At 56.7% G+C, this 13581-nt stretch carries 13 protein-coding genes and 1 other RNA gene; 5 read left to right on the forward strand and 9 right to left on the reverse strand.

Features of this window, described 5'->3' with window-relative positions; genetic code table 11:
* Positions 1 to 157: 157 nt before the first annotated feature.
* Positions 158 to 254, reverse strand: an RNA gene (gene ffs, locus KGA69_RS00400) — signal recognition particle sRNA small type.
* A 254-nt stretch (positions 255 to 508) separates the two neighbouring features.
* Here ffs and KGA69_RS00405 point away from each other — a divergent pair.
* Together KGA69_RS00405 and KGA69_RS00410 are read left to right on the forward strand one after the other, a co-directional pair.
* On the forward strand, positions 509 to 907 hold the full coding sequence (locus tag KGA69_RS00405) for a hypothetical protein (RefSeq protein ID WP_045393563.1): 399 nt from the start codon (positions 509 to 511) through the stop codon (positions 905 to 907).
* Between the two features lie 60 nt (positions 908 to 967).
* The gene (locus KGA69_RS00410; RefSeq protein WP_015367931.1) at positions 968 to 1282 is read left to right on the forward strand and encodes an MGMT family protein; all 315 of its coding nucleotides are present in this window, start codon (positions 968 to 970) and stop codon (positions 1280 to 1282) included.
* Between the two features lie 38 nt (positions 1283 to 1320).
* On the opposite strand, the gene KGA69_RS00415 is transcribed toward KGA69_RS00410, so the two are convergent.
* Entirely contained in the window at positions 1321 to 1833 is a 513-nt protein-coding gene (locus KGA69_RS00415) for a YbaY family lipoprotein (RefSeq protein WP_045393566.1), read from the reverse strand.
* Positions 1834 to 2053: 220 nt separating this feature from the next.
* Here KGA69_RS00415 and tesB point away from each other — a divergent pair, with 220 nt between their 5' ends.
* Positions 2054 to 2917, forward strand: coding sequence for an acyl-CoA thioesterase II (gene tesB / locus KGA69_RS00420; protein WP_213292725.1), 864 nt, complete (start codon positions 2054 to 2056; stop codon positions 2915 to 2917).
* A gap of 33 nt (positions 2918 to 2950) precedes the next feature.
* On the opposite strand, the gene KGA69_RS00425 is transcribed toward tesB, so the two are convergent.
* Positions 2951 to 3841, reverse strand: coding sequence for a LysR substrate-binding domain-containing protein (locus KGA69_RS00425; RefSeq protein ID WP_045393570.1), 891 nt, complete (start codon positions 3839 to 3841; stop codon positions 2951 to 2953).
* Positions 3842 to 3960: 119 nt separating this feature from the next.
* Here KGA69_RS00425 and KGA69_RS00430 point away from each other — a divergent pair, with 119 nt between their 5' ends.
* Entirely contained in the window at positions 3961 to 5448 is a 1488-nt protein-coding gene (locus tag KGA69_RS00430) for a UbiD family decarboxylase (RefSeq protein WP_045393572.1), read from the forward strand.
* A 64-nt stretch (positions 5449 to 5512) separates the two neighbouring features.
* Here KGA69_RS00430 and amtB read toward each other — a convergent pair whose 3' ends face one another.
* The 5 genes from amtB to KGA69_RS00455 all read right to left on the reverse strand — a co-directional run bounded on the left by amtB (position 5513) and on the right by KGA69_RS00455 (position 11457).
* Positions 5513 to 6802 carry an ammonium transporter AmtB gene (amtB, locus tag KGA69_RS00435; protein WP_045393574.1) on the reverse strand — a complete coding sequence of 430 codons (1290 nt, stop codon included), beginning with the start codon at positions 6800 to 6802 and terminating at the stop codon, positions 5513 to 5515.
* A gap of 32 nt (positions 6803 to 6834) precedes the next feature.
* The gene (gene glnK / locus KGA69_RS00440) at positions 6835 to 7173 is read right to left on the reverse strand and encodes a P-II family nitrogen regulator (protein WP_015367937.1); all 339 of its coding nucleotides are present in this window, start codon (positions 7171 to 7173) and stop codon (positions 6835 to 6837) included.
* A gap of 241 nt (positions 7174 to 7414) precedes the next feature.
* Positions 7415 to 9193, reverse strand: coding sequence for a SmdB family multidrug efflux ABC transporter permease/ATP-binding protein (locus KGA69_RS00445; RefSeq protein WP_213292726.1), 1779 nt, complete (start codon positions 9191 to 9193; stop codon positions 7415 to 7417).
* Positions 9186 to 10955, reverse strand: coding sequence for a SmdA family multidrug ABC transporter permease/ATP-binding protein (locus KGA69_RS00450; RefSeq protein WP_047050757.1), 1770 nt, complete (start codon positions 10953 to 10955; stop codon positions 9186 to 9188). Before KGA69_RS00450 ends, KGA69_RS00445 begins: the two co-directional genes overlap by 8 nt.
* Before the next feature lie 43 nt (positions 10956 to 10998).
* Positions 10999 to 11457, reverse strand: coding sequence for an Lrp/AsnC family transcriptional regulator (locus KGA69_RS00455; protein ID WP_015367940.1), 459 nt, complete (start codon positions 11455 to 11457; stop codon positions 10999 to 11001).
* 115 nt (positions 11458 to 11572) lie between these two features.
* On the opposite strand from KGA69_RS00455, the gene KGA69_RS00460 reads away from it, so the two are divergent.
* Positions 11573 to 12625, forward strand: coding sequence for a PLP-dependent cysteine synthase family protein (locus KGA69_RS00460; protein WP_213292727.1), 1053 nt, complete (start codon positions 11573 to 11575; stop codon positions 12623 to 12625).
* A 44-nt stretch (positions 12626 to 12669) separates the two neighbouring features.
* On the opposite strand, the gene cof is transcribed toward KGA69_RS00460, so the two are convergent.
* Positions 12670 to 13488: an HMP-PP phosphatase gene (gene cof, locus KGA69_RS00465; RefSeq protein ID WP_213292728.1), complete on the reverse strand. Its 819-nt coding sequence runs from the start codon at positions 13486 to 13488 to the stop codon at positions 12670 to 12672.
* Positions 13489 to 13581 lie beyond the last annotated feature (93 nt).

Below are 13581 nucleotides of genomic sequence, written 5' to 3' on the forward strand. Positions count from 1 at the left end.
TTTCACATTTATGACAATGCACAATTAAGGAATGAAAAAGCGTCGTTTTAGTAACGTAAAACAATAAATGAAGTGAGATTGCTTATAATAGTAGCAGAGAATAAAAGCACAGCAAATGAAGGGAGATTAAATCAGGGTACCCGGAATTGGGTGGGGGCCCTGCCAGCTACATCCCGGCACACACGTCGTCTGCTCTGGCTGCTTCCTTCCGGACCTGACCTGGTAAACAGAGTAGCGTTGCGGGAGAACCAACAGAGCCCCCATTGAGAGCGTTGATAACCAACGCGCTGGCGCATTATCCCTATAGCACTCCTGAATTGCAAGCCACTCGCGTCCAGCTGCTGGTTTATTATGCAAAACGTCGGATTTCCCGGCAAATAGTGCCTTTACCCGGCCTAACGCCCCAGCAATGAGAGAGATTGCGAGCCCCATCGCGGCACAGTTTACCGCAACCCGCCATACTTGTTCGTCCTGTGTCTTTTCAACGTGTTGTCGCTACGGTAATCGCATGACTCAATCGCCACGCCCCACCACCACCTTGCCCATGCCCGCCATTGATGGCGTAACCGTCCCCTTTCACGGCATGAATTTTCTACGCCCCGAGCTGCTGCTGGATTTCGTCAGCATCAGTAGCGCGCCGCTGCTGTCGGTGACCCCCGTTGCCCTGCTCTTTTCCACGGTGGGCGTGTTGCAACACGTCGAGCTGCGTAAGCTGCCCGTTGAGGTCAAAGGCCGGGTGGTCTATCCCATCTCATCGCTCAAATACCCGACGCTGCGCGGCAAGCTCATTATCAATGCGCAATCGCAGCGGCTAAAATTCCTCGAAAGCCTGATCGCCACCAGCCCGCATGACAATATTCACGGTATGCAGATCCTCGGGCTGGCGCTGGAATTCACCGTCCTGTGACGGCTGTACAGCACGCGGTCAAGCGCTTATTCTGAGCTTTTCTCGCGTGAAGGAGTGATGATGGAGGACGCCCACGACAGCTTTCCCCAGCGGGTCTGGCAGATAGTCGCCTCAATTCCGGAAGGGTATGTCACCACCTACGGCGATGTCGCTCTGCTGGCGGGTTCGCCGCGCGCGGCGCGACAGGTAGGCGGCGTGTTAAAGCGCCTACCGGAAGGCTCAACCCTGCCATGGCACCGGGTGGTGAATCGCCACGGCGATATTTCGCTGACCGGCCCCGACCTGCAGCGCCAACGTCAGGCGCTGCTGGCGGAAGGCGTCCAGGTCTCCGGCAGCGGGCATATCGACCTGCAACACTATCGCTGGGTTTATTAAGGGCAAAAAAATGCCCCTGAACAGGGGCATGAAGACGTTTATTGCGCCATCGGCGCCATATCATTAGCCACCGGCACTGGCGCATGCTGCACCGGCACCAATACCAGATCGGCGCGGTTACCGCCCTGGGTTACCACGGTCTGCACGGTATCGGTAATAAACATCAGCTGGCCATTTACGGTGATCGCCGAACTCAGCAGGATCCGCGCGTTCGGTTTGATATCCGCCTGGTTATACGGCAGAACAAAGTTGAACGGCGCCTGCTTACCTTCTGTGCGGACCGCTTTTTGCGACAATACGCGGGCTGGCGCATCGGCAAGCGACGCATCAGACAACGTCACGGTCAGTACCGCATCCGGCGGTAACGCTACCCGTTGGCGAATATTGATAGTCCCGGAAACATTAGGCTGTTGCTGCGAGGAGCTCAGTGAGGCAATGCCGTAAGGATCGGGTGCCGTCGTCTGATGAGCGGCGTTGCTGTTCGAATTATTCGCACAGGCGGATAAGGCCGCAGCAACGGCGATAGCACTTAACATATAGGCAAATTTCATTATGTTCTCCTTTTCATCCCTTTAGTCACAGGAGTACGTCCTGCCATCACGATGGCTAAGACATTAGTATCGTGAATAAGTGTGGCACAGATCTCAGAATAATTCCCGGAAAGGGGCATTTATTCAGATTATTACACCCATCGGACCACTTGAGATTCCAGGTTATACTTGCCCTCAATATGCGCTGCGTCAGCGCCGCTATCATTAATTGAGGGTATCTATGAGTCAGGCTCTAACCAATCTGCTGGCATTATTAAATCTGGAAAAAATTGAAGAAGGGCTGTTTCGCGGGCAGAGCGAAGATCTCGGCTTACGTCAGGTCTTCGGCGGTCAGGTGGTCGGTCAGGCGCTGTATGCCGCCAAAGAAACCGTGCCTGAGGGCCGCCTGATTCACTCCTTTCATAGTTACTTTCTGCGTCCTGGCGATAGCCAGAAACCTATCGTTTATGATGTTGAAGTACTACGAGACGGCAACAGCTTCAGCGCTCGCCGGGTGGCGGCTATCCAGCACGGTAAACCCATCTTTTACATGACCGCCTCGTTCCAGGCGCCGGAACCGGGCTACGAACATCAAAAAGCAATGCCGGCAGCGCCTTCGCCGGAAGGTCTGCCCTCTGAAACCGATATCGCCCGTAAGCTGGTGCATTTGTTGCCGCCGCAGGCGAAAGAGAAGTTTCTCAGCGACAAACCGCTGGAAATTCGCCCGGTAGAGTTCCATAACCCGCTGAAAGGCCACGTTGCCGAACCCACCCGCCAGGTGTGGATCCGCGCCAACGGCGTAGTGCCGGATGATATTCGTGTCCACCAGTCGCTGCTGGGCTATGCATCTGATTTTAATTTCCTGCCGGTTGCGCTGCAGCCGCACGGCGTCGGCTTCCTTGAACCAGGTATGCAGGTCGCCACCATTGACCACTCAATGTGGTTCCACCGCCCGTTCAACATCAACGAATGGCTGCTGTACAGCGTCGAAAGCACCTCTGCCTCCAGCGCCCGCGGCTTTGTTCGCGGCGAATTCTATACCCAGGACGGTATTCTGGTCGCCTCGACGGTGCAGGAAGGCGTCATGCGTAACCGCAATAACTAATTCGCGACGGGCCCACAACGGGCCCGCTTACCTTTAACGGCCAAGCAATTCGCGCGCATCGGCAATAAAATCCCCCAGCAGTCCGTTGCGACTCTGCCGCCGCCAGCATAACGTGAGCGTCGTTACGGCAAAGGTCTCTTCTAACAGGCAATAACTGACTTCCGACACCAGCATGGCGCTTTGCGTCTCGGGCACCAACGTCACCCCCATCCCCATCGATACCTGGCCAATCGCCGTGGAGACATCACGCGTGTACTGAATCTTACGGGGTGTAAAACCCGCCTGCCGACAGGCGCTGATGGCTGACCATCCCAATCCGACGCCGCTGGGATCCTGCTGAATGAAAAACGTCTCTTCCGCCAGCGCCGCGAGTGGAATTGCGCGCCTGCTGGCGAGCGCATGATGGCGAGGCACCACCGCCACCAGCGGCCGGGTCGCAATATCCAGCGACTCCAGTTCATCATATTGCGCGCCTGGCGAGCGGATAAACGCCAGGTCGACCGTTTCGCTTAATAAACCGGTTATCAGATCGTTAACGTTATGCTCTTCAATTAGCAAATCGGCTTCGGGTTGGCGTTGACGATAATTTCGTATTAACACGCTCAGCGCCGGGTCAAAAATAGCCGAGCCAACGTAGCCAATTTTCAACTGCCCTTTACGCCCCTGTCGCAAACTGCGCGCATTCTCGCGAAATTTATCGCAGTGGCCGAGAATCATTCGCGCCTCGGCCAGTAAAAATTGCCCTTCGGCGGTCAGGGCGACGTTGCGTCGATCGCGAGTGAACAGCGGTAGCTCCAGCGCGCTTTCGAAACTTTTAATCTGCTGGGTCAGCGCTGGTTGCGTGATATGCAGACGCTGCGCCGCCCGGCCAAAGTGCAACTCTTCCGCCAGAACCGTAAATGCCTGTAGTTGTCGATAATCCATCACGCCCTCCCGAAAACACTGATAATAATCTCTTATTAAAATAAGGGGAAATGTGATTGGACTCTTATCGGTATCTGGTGAGAATTAATAGCCATTGCCAGAAAACTGAAGGAAGCACGATGTCTGAACAACATGTAAAAGTAACCGATCTGCGTTCTGCTTTGGCGCTATTAAGTCAGTACGATAATGAACTGATCTACACCGACGAACCCGTCGACCCCATTGCCGAACTCTCCGGCGTATATCGCTACGTTGGCGCCCACGGCACCGTTCAGCGCCCGACCCGCGTTGGCCCGGCGATGATCTTTAACAAGGTCAAAGGCTATGATGATGTCAGGGTGCTCATTGGCCTGCTGTGTTCGCGGCAGCGCGTTGCGCGCCTGTTTGGCACCACGCCGGAAAATCTGGCGTTTATGCTCAAAGACTCCGTAGCGAATCCTATCGCGCCAATCACTATCCCGCGTGAACGAGCGGCCTGCCAGGAAGTGGTGCATCTGGCAAGCGATCCTGATTTCGATATTCTCAAAATATTACCCGCGCCGACTAACACCCCGGAAGACGCCGGCCCCTACTTTACCCTCGGTATGTGCTATGCCGCGGATCCGGAAACCGGCGATCATGACGTCACCATCCACCGCCTGTGCGTACAGAGCAAAGACGAAATCTCAATGTATTTCGTACCGGGTCGTCATCTCGACACCTTCAGGCAAAAAGCCGAGGCTGCCGGGAAAGCGTTGCCCATCTCGATTAGCATCGGCGTGGATCCGGCGATTGAAATTGGCGCCTGCTTTGAACCACCGACCACTCCTCTCGGGTTTGACGAACTCTCTATCGCCGGCGCTCTGCGTAATCAGGCGGTCGAGCTCAGCGAATGCGTGAGCGTCAACGCCCGCGCCATCGCCAATGCCGAAATCGTTATTGAAGGTGAACTGCTGCCTGGCGTGCGGGTACGCGAAGACCAGAATACCAACAGCGGCAAAGCCATGCCGGAGTTCCCCGGCTACACCGGTAGCGCTCAGGCGGAAGTGCCGGTGATAAAAGTTAAAGCGATTACCCACCGCCGCCACCCGATTCTGCAAACCTGTATCGGGCCGAGCGATGAGCATACCAATCTGGCCGGGATCCCGACCGAAGCCAGCATTCTGCAAATGGTAGAGCGCGCGCTTCCAGGCTTCGTACAAAACGTCCACTGCCCCTCTCCGGGGACGGGTAAATATCTCGCCGTGCTGCAGGTGAAGAAACGCACGCCAAGCGATGAGGGCCGTCAGCGCCAGGCGGCGCTACTGGCCTTTTCCGCCTTCTCTGAGCTGAAGCACGTGATGCTGGTCGATGAGGACGTCGATGTATTCGACATCAACGACGTCATGTGGGCGATGACCACCCGCTATCAGGGCGATGTCAGCACCGTGTTTATTCCCGGCGTACGTTGCCATCCGTTGGATCCATCATCCGACCCGGCCTTCAGCCCATCGATTCGCGATAGCGGTATTGCCTGCAAAACCATTTTCGACTGCACCGTTCCGTGGAATATGAAAGCCCACTTCCAGCGCAGCCAGTTTATGGAAGTGGATGTTGATCGCTTTATCCCTGGCTTCAGTAAGAAATAAATTCCACGCAAAGAAAAGCCTCCCGGACGGGAGGCTTTGACGCTTATGGAGATTGCTCGCTTTATCAGGCGTTGTAGGCGTTTTCGCCGTGGCTGTTGACGTCCAGCCCTTCGCGCTCCTGCTCTTCCGGCACGCGCAGGCCGACGGTCATCGCCGCCACTTTGAAGCCGATATACGCGACGACGGCGGACCACACCACGGTAATGCCGATACTTTCCAGCTGTACCAGTAACTGATGCCCCATCGTTACGCCTTCCGCATAGCCGACCCCGCCAAGGGTGGTAGAGGCGAAGATGCCGGTCAGGATACAACCGATGATGCCGCACACGCCGTGAACGCCAAACACATCGCATGGGTCATCGACGCGCAGCCAGCGTTTCAGCACCGTGACGCCCCACAGCCCGGCCAGGCCGGCGATGATACCAATAATCAGCGAGCCGCCAACGCCAACGTAGCCGCACGCCGGAGTAATGCCGACAAGGCCGGCAATCGCGCCGGAGCAGGCACCCAGCAGCGACGGTTTACCGCGAGTGGCCCATTCGCCGAAGGTCCAGGCCAGAATCGCGCCAGCGGTCGCCACGACGGTATTCACGAAGGCCAGCGCGGCAATTTCGTTGGCCGCGCTTGCGGAACCGGCGTTAAAGCCGAACCAGCCAACATACAGAATCGCCGTACCGGTAAAGACCATCGGCAGGTTATGCGGTTTAAACGCTTCTTTGCCAAAGCCCACGCGTTTGCCCATCATATACGCGCCCACCAGCCCCGCCACCGCGGCGTTGATGTGTACGACGGTACCGCCGGCGAAGTCCAGCGCGCCATGGGTCGCCAGCAGGCCGCCGCCCCACACCATATGCGCAATCGGCACGTAGGAGAGCGTGAGCCAAACCACCACAAAAATCAGTACCGCGGAGAAACGAATACGTTCCGCCAGCGCGCCGACGATCAGGCCCACGGTGATACAGGCGAAAGAGCCCTGGAAAGCGACATGGATATACTGATAGAACGACCCCATTAACGCTTTCAGTTCAATATTTTTCAGCATGACCCAGTCGAAGCTGCCAAAGAAGCTACCGCCGCTTCCGAAGGCAAGCGTATAGCCATAGATAACCCACAGCACGCAAACCAGGCCAAAAGTCACAATGACCTGAGTCAGCATTGAGAGCACGTTTTTACCGCGAATCAGGCCGCCGTAGAACAACGCAATGCCGGGGATTGTCATAAACAGCACCAGCGCGGTGCAAATCATCATAAAAGCGTTGTCGGCTTTATCCGCCACCGCCGGTTCGGCCGCCAGCGCCAGTCCCGGAAGCAGCGCCAGCGCTCCCAGAGCCGTTTTCATCGTCGTTCTCATCATCTCTTCATCCCCATCGCTGTGTGGTCAGGCAATTACAGTGCCGCTTCGTCGGATTCGCCGGTACGAATACGAATCACGCGCTGCAGTTCGGCGACAAAAATTTTGCCGTCGCCAATTTTTCCGGTCCAGGCGGCCTTGCCTATCACCTCGACAACCTCGTCCAGCTGATCGTCGGCAATCGCAATATCAATTTTTACTTTTGGCAGGAAATTGACGCTGTATTCGGCGCCGCGATAGAGCTCAGCATGGCCTTTCTGGCGGCCGAAGCCTTTCACTTCCGTGACCGTCAGGCCCTGAATGCCGATGGAGGACAACGCTTCGCGAACGTCTTCCAGTTTGAATGGTTTGATTACCACGGTAACCAGCTTCATAAATCCCCTCCAGTCAGTATTTGATAGTGGCCGCTGCTAACACAGGAGATAAAGCAAGGGATATGCCAAAAATGAAAACGGGCCGTGAATCGGCCCGTTTACGGAGAAAAAAACGCGAGGATGTTACTGGCGAGACGGCAAATGACCGCTAATGCGCAAAAATGCACCAATACGGTGCGCCCTTAGTGAGCAAATTGCACCACTTCATGTCACCCCTGCACCAATGCCTGCTGATGGTGCATCAGGCGCTCAGCGACTCCTCCTCAACGCTGGCGGCTAGCTCTTCGCCAGCCAGCTGTAGCTGGTACATCTGCCAGTAGCGGCCCTTCGCCGCCAGCAATTGCTGATGGTTTCCGCGCTCGACGGCCTGGCCACGGTGCAACACCAGGATCGTATCAGCCTCGACGATAGTCGACAGACGGTGGGCGATGACGACCAGCGTGGTGTGCTCGCGCACTTTCGCCAGCGCCTGCTGGATAGCCTGCTCGGTACCGGAGTCGATATTCGCTGTCGCTTCATCGAGGATCAGCACCTGTGGCGTTTCCACCAGCACGCGAGCCAGCGCCAGCAGCTGTTTCTGGCCCACCGACAGGTTGTTGCCCTGCTCGCCCAGTTGGGTATAAATCCCGTCGCTCATTTCGCGGGCAAGGTCAGCGAGCTGCACCGCCTCCAGCGCTTCCCAGACCTGCGGCTCGCTGATATCGCGCCCCAGCGTCACGTTGGCATAGAAGGTATCGGCTAATACCACCGGATCCTGTTGCACCATCGCGACGCCCCGACGTAAAGCGCTGTGGCTTAACGACGACAGCGGGCGGCCATCGAGGCGAATTTCGCCTTTAGTCAACGGGTAGTAGCCCATCATCAGGCTGGCCAGCGTGCTCTTGCCGCTACCGGTATGGCCAACCAGCGCCACAAAACCGCGCGAAGGAATATCCAGATTGATATCCTGCAGCACCAGCCGGTCGTCGCGATAGGCGAAAGAGACGTTATCAATCGCCACCGCGCCGCTGCGTAACGGCGCGGTATCGCTACCCCAGCTCTGGCGCGGACGGTCCATCAGTTCAAACACGCGCTCGCCCGCCACTACCGCCTGCTGCAGCATCGACTGCTGGGTGGTAAGTTCGATCAGCGGTTCGTTCAGGCGTCCGAGGTAGCTAATGAAGGCGTATAACACCCCGACTTCGATACTTCCGGAAGCGCTAAAACCAAACAGCATCAGCAGGCCGCAGAGGATCAGCGATGAAAACAGGCTTAACAGCGGGCGCAGCAGAAAACCATCCAGACGCAGCGTCTGCATGCGCGCCAGATAGTGACCGTAGCTGGCTTCACGCATCCGCTCGCCGAATCGCGCCTGCTGGCGGAACTGCTGAATAACGCCCATGCCGTTGATGACTTCGTTGAAGCCATCATTGATATCGGCAAGCCAGGCGCGCATGCGACGCACGATCGGCGTGCTGTAGCGCTGATAGATAGCCATGACAATCAGCACCGCCGGGAAGATAGCCACCGCCACCAGCGCCATTCGCCAGTCGAGACTAAACATCGCCACCAGCATCGCGCCAATCAGCGCCGCGCTGCGCAGCACTGTCGCCACGACCGTCACGTACAGGTCGCGAATCACTTCGGTGTCGTTGGTAACGCGCGAAATCAGTTGACCGACCGGTTGTGTATCAAACTCGCTGAGCGGTTGGCGCAGCGCGGCGTCCATCACATCGCTGCGCAACTGCTGCACCACGCCGACCGCCGCCCGGTTAAACAGCAGCGCCTGGTTATAGTGCAGCGTAGCGGCAAGGATCTGCAGACAGATATAGGCCGCCGCCAGGCCGCTGACCAGCTTCACCGGCAGCGATTGTTTCGCCACCATGTTATCAATGAAATAGCTTATCAGCAGCGGGCCGCTGACTTCCGCAGCCGCCGCTATCCACATCATGATGACCGCAATGATAAGCGGCTTACGCCACGGCGAACCGTAGGCCAGCAGACGTTTAAGGGTCGGCCAGAGATGAGCGAAATTACGCATCAACCGCCTCCTCATCCTGCGGCGCATCGTCAAGCGCCGCTTCCAGTTGCTGATAGCGATACATATCGCGATACCATCCCGTCTGGACGACAAGCTGCTCGTGGCGGCCGCGCTGCGCGATATGGCCGTGTTGCAAAACCAAAATTTCACTGGCTTCGGTTAATGCTGAGAGGCGATGGGCGCTGATGATCACCGTCCGCCCCTCCCCCCACTGGCGCAGGTTATGCAAAATATCATGCTCCGTCCGTCCATCAACCGCCGACAGCGCGTCATCGAGGATCAGGATTTCCGCCTCCAGCAGCAGAGCGCGGGCAATGGAAATTCGTTGTTTCTGACCGCCGGAGAGCATCACCCCGCGCTCGCCGACTTCCGTTTCATAGCCCTGCGGCAGGCGCAGAATATCATCATGCACGCTGGCCAGCCGCGCGACGCGCTCGATTTGCTCCCGGCTCGCGTCCGGTTTACCCAACGCAATGTTATTCGCTACGGTATCGGAGAACAGGAATGGGGTTTGATTGACCACCGCCAGTCGCCCTCGCCAGCTATCAAGCTGCAGGCGGGTCAGCGGAATATCATGGAAACGGATATCCCCCTCGGTGACATCAAAATGGCGCTGGATAAGGGAAAGAATGGTGCTTTTCCCGGCTCCCGTCGGACCGCAGATACCGAGCATCTGCCCCGGCCGCAGAGTGAAGTTAACCTTCTCCAGCGACGGTTTCGCCGCCTGCGGATAGATAAATTCACGCACCGCCACGTTAAGCGAACCGCGCCCCTCCGGCACCGTTTCGGTGCCATCGTTGACTACCGGCGCTTCTTCCAGCATCGAACGAATACGTCCGTAGGCGGCGCTACCGCGCTCAACGATATTAAACATCCACGCCAGCGCCAGCATTGGCCAAATCATCAGGCCAAGGTACATGACAAAACTGGTTAACTGGCCAAGGGTCAGCTCGCCCTGCAACACCAGCCAACTGCCGCCGCCGATTGCCAGCAGGTTGGCCGCGCCAATGGCAATATAAATTGTCGGGTCGAAGCGGGCATCAATACGCGCGACCCGCATGTTCTTCGCCCCGGTATCCGCCGCATCGGCGGCAAACTGCGCCGACTGACGATCCTCAAGGCCGAACGCTTTAATCATACGTATGCTGGTCAGGCTTTCCTGCGTTCGATCGTTAAGGCTGGAAAAAGCCGCCTGTGCCACACGAAAGCGCTCATGCAGGGCATCGCCATTACGCTTGATAGCCAGCGCCATAAACGGCATCGGCACCAGCGCCAGTAGCGTTAGCTGCCAGCTGATTTGCGTCGACATCACAATCAGCACCGCGCAACCCATCACCAGTGAGTCCACCAGCGTCAGGACCCCCTCGCCGGCGGCGAAGACGACGCGGTCAACATCGTTGGTCGCGCGGGCAATAAGATCGCCGGTACGGTGACGCAGATAGAAGGCCGGATGCTGGCGGCTGAGCTGACGATAGAAGTCTTCACGCAGTTCAACGGCCAGTTGATAAGAGGCGCCGAATAGCAGCACGCGCCAGACATAGCGCAGCAGATAAATCATCACCGCGATAACGACCAGCGCGCCGATCCACATCCACACCTGCTCTGCGGTGTAATGTTCTTTAGTCACGCCGTCGACCACAATCCCCACTACTTTCGGCGGGATTAGCTGGAGTATGGCAATAACGGCAAGCAGAGCGACGGCGCCGAGATAGCGGCGCCACTCCCGGCGAAAGTACCAGCTAAGTTGAGCAAATAATCGCAAACGGTAAAATCCTGAATGTATAATTCGTGGCGGCAAAAAGCCGTTAATCAATAGGCAAGGCCGTGGTGTATTTTATCTGTTCCATGGCAAAACTCGAAGTGACATCCGACAGCCCCGGCACGCTGTTCACCAGACGTTTATAAAAGTCGTCATAGCGCTTCATATCCGCGACCTGCACCCGTAGCAGGTAATCGTACTCGCCAGCCATACGCCAGAAACCCAGCACTTCCGCCATTTGCGACACTTCGCTAACAAAGCGGCAGTACCAGTCACTGCTGTGATGCTGGGTTTTTATCAAAACGAAGGCGGTTAGTCCGAGCCCCAGCTTTTCCGCATCCAGAATGGCCACGCGCTCGCGCAAGATACCTTCGTCCTCAAGGCGCTTGAGCCGTTTCCAGCAGGGCGTGGTGGTCAGATTAACGGCATCCGCCAGCGCCTGCAAAGAGAGGGTGCAGTCAGTTTGCAGTAACGACAGCAGCTTACGGTCAATTTTATCTAGCATAAGGCCACCAGAGAGAATAATTTACTCCCGTAATTGTAATTGAAAGGCCAAATAGCAACAATTTTTCCCGCACAATCCGCTAAGCTGGGCACAAAATGACAAACAGGAATCCGAGATGAACAGCGCCTGGGTAAAACATGCCATTAGTGAAATTAACGCCGACTACCAGCGTTCCGCCGATACACACCTGATCCGCCTGACGCTGCCTGGTTTTCCGGGTATCCCTATTTATCTGAAAGATGAGAGTACGCATCCAACCGGTAGCCTCAAGCACCGTCTGGCGCGTTCGCTATTTCTCTACGGACTGTGCAACGGATGGATCAAAGAAGGCACTACGATTATCGAATCGTCTTCGGGTTCGACGGCGGTCTCAGAAGCCTATTTCGCTCGCCTGCTGGGCCTGCCGTTTATTGCCGTGATGCCCTCCTGCACCGCGAAACGTAAAATCGAACAGATTGAATTTTATGGCGGACGCTGTCATTTCGTCGACAACGCCTGCGAAATTTACGCCGCTTCTGAAATGCTGGCGCGCGAGTTGAATGGCCACTATATGGATCAGTTCACTTTCGCCGAGCGCGCCACCGACTGGCGCGGCAATAACAATATTGCCGACAGCATTTTCCGCCAGATGACCCACGAGCCGCACCCGCAGCCGTCGTGGATCGTCATGAGCGCCGGTACCGGCGGGACTTCTGCGACCATTGGCCGCTATATTCGCTGTCAGGGCTACGAGACGCAACTGATGGTGGTCGACCCGCAGAATTCGGTGTTCCTCGATTACTGGCAGAGCCGCGACGCCAGCCTGCGTAGCCCGGTCGGTAGCAAAATTGAAGGTATTGGCCGCCCGCGCGTCGAACCCTCGTTTATTCCCGACGTCGTCGATGAAATGTTGCGCGTGCCGGATGCCGCCAGCGTCGCCACCGCCCTGTGGTTGGAAACCCAGCTTGGAAGAAAAGTCGGCGCCTCCACCGGCACCAATATGTGGGGCGTACTGCAGCTGGCCGCACGGATGCGCGATGAAGGACGTACGGGCTCTATCGTCACCCTGTTGTGCGACAGCGGCGAACGTTACCTCGAAAGCTATTATAACCCGCAGTGGGTCGCGGCGAATATCGGCGATATTACCCCGTGGCAGACGCAGATTATGCAACTGAGTGACGCGCAATAAAAAAAGCCGGATAGAACGCTATCCGGCTTGCTGGTAGGGTCTCTCTATTCGGGGGAATAAGGAAGATCAGGATTATCCAGCCAATGTGTTAAAAAATGGGAAACAGCCTGATGACGGCAGTCGCCGATGATCGGTAGATGCGGCAGTTCAGCTTTGAGCTGCGGCATCGCGTTACCCATAATGAACCCTCGCCCTACGCTACCGAGCATCTCGCGATCGTTCATTGCATCACCAAATGCCATACAGTCCTGCAAAGTGAAACCTAAGTGCTGGCTCAGCACCGCCAGCGCGGCTCCTTTATTACAGCCGACCGGCAGTACCTCCAGACAATCCATCGCCGAGAAACAAAGAAACGCGCGATCGCCTAGCACGTCATTTAGCTGGATCCGCAGACGGCGCAGATCGTCATGATCGCCGCAGAAACAGATCTTGGTGACGTGATGCGCCGGCATCCGTTTCGGATCGCGCAGTTGATAATGAAAGCCGCTGAAGGCGTGAGCCCGGAGCAGTTCCGGCCTTGCCTGGCCGGTAAACCAGCCCCCATCATTGAAAACGTGCATACTCGCCTGAGTATCCCACGCGCTGTGCAACACCTCTTCCGCCACTTCCGGATTCAGATCCTGGCGATAAAGCTCTTCACCTTCCAGTGAATGGATGCGCGTGCCGTTACCGGTAATCAGAAAAGCATCAAGGGAAAACTCGCCGATCACATGGTGCATTTCCAGAGCATGGCGACCGGTGGCAAAGGTCAGGGCGATATCGCGTTCACGCAACCGTCTCAGCGCCGTGAGGGTCAGTTCTCCGAGACGATGGTCCGGCATCAGCAGGGTGCCGTCCATATCAAATGCCGCCAGTTTTGCCATGGTATTTTCCCCGATGTGTGATGGGTTTCGCTTGTGTTGCAGTATCGCCTGAGATATACGGAAGTAATAGTGAATAGATATTTTTTATTGTTC

The organism is Klebsiella sp. A52 (assembly GCF_018388785.1).
GTDB lineage: Bacteria > Pseudomonadota > Gammaproteobacteria > Enterobacterales > Enterobacteriaceae > Klebsiella > Klebsiella aerogenes.

What these genes read in the sequence shown, in the direction of transcription:
- KGA69_RS00405 (WP_045393563.1), top strand. Translation starts at nt 509, where the DNA reads ATGACTCAATCGCCACGCCCCACCACCACCTTGCCCATGCCCGCCATT.
- KGA69_RS00410 (WP_015367931.1), top strand. Translation starts at nt 968, where the DNA reads ATGGAGGACGCCCACGACAGCTTTCCCCAGCGGGTCTGGCAGATAGTC.
- KGA69_RS00415 (WP_045393566.1), bottom strand. Translation starts at nt 1,833, where the DNA reads ATGAAATTTGCCTATATGTTAAGTGCTATCGCCGTTGCTGCGGCCTTA.
- tesB (WP_213292725.1), top strand. Translation starts at nt 2,054, where the DNA reads ATGAGTCAGGCTCTAACCAATCTGCTGGCATTATTAAATCTGGAAAAA.
- KGA69_RS00425 (WP_045393570.1), bottom strand. Translation starts at nt 3,841, where the DNA reads ATGGATTATCGACAACTACAGGCATTTACGGTTCTGGCGGAAGAGTTG.
- KGA69_RS00430 (WP_045393572.1), top strand. Translation starts at nt 3,961, where the DNA reads ATGTCTGAACAACATGTAAAAGTAACCGATCTGCGTTCTGCTTTGGCG.
- amtB (WP_045393574.1), bottom strand. Translation starts at nt 6,802, where the DNA reads ATGATGAGAACGACGATGAAAACGGCTCTGGGAGCGCTGGCGCTGCTT.
- glnK (WP_015367937.1), bottom strand. Translation starts at nt 7,173, where the DNA reads ATGAAGCTGGTTACCGTGGTAATCAAACCATTCAAACTGGAAGACGTT.
- KGA69_RS00445 (WP_213292726.1), bottom strand. Translation starts at nt 9,193, where the DNA reads ATGCGTAATTTCGCTCATCTCTGGCCGACCCTTAAACGTCTGCTGGCC.
- KGA69_RS00455 (WP_015367940.1), bottom strand. Translation starts at nt 11,457, where the DNA reads ATGCTAGATAAAATTGACCGTAAGCTGCTGTCGTTACTGCAAACTGAC.
- KGA69_RS00460 (WP_213292727.1), top strand. Translation starts at nt 11,573, where the DNA reads ATGAACAGCGCCTGGGTAAAACATGCCATTAGTGAAATTAACGCCGAC.
- cof (WP_213292728.1), bottom strand. Translation starts at nt 13,488, where the DNA reads ATGGCAAAACTGGCGGCATTTGATATGGACGGCACCCTGCTGATGCCG.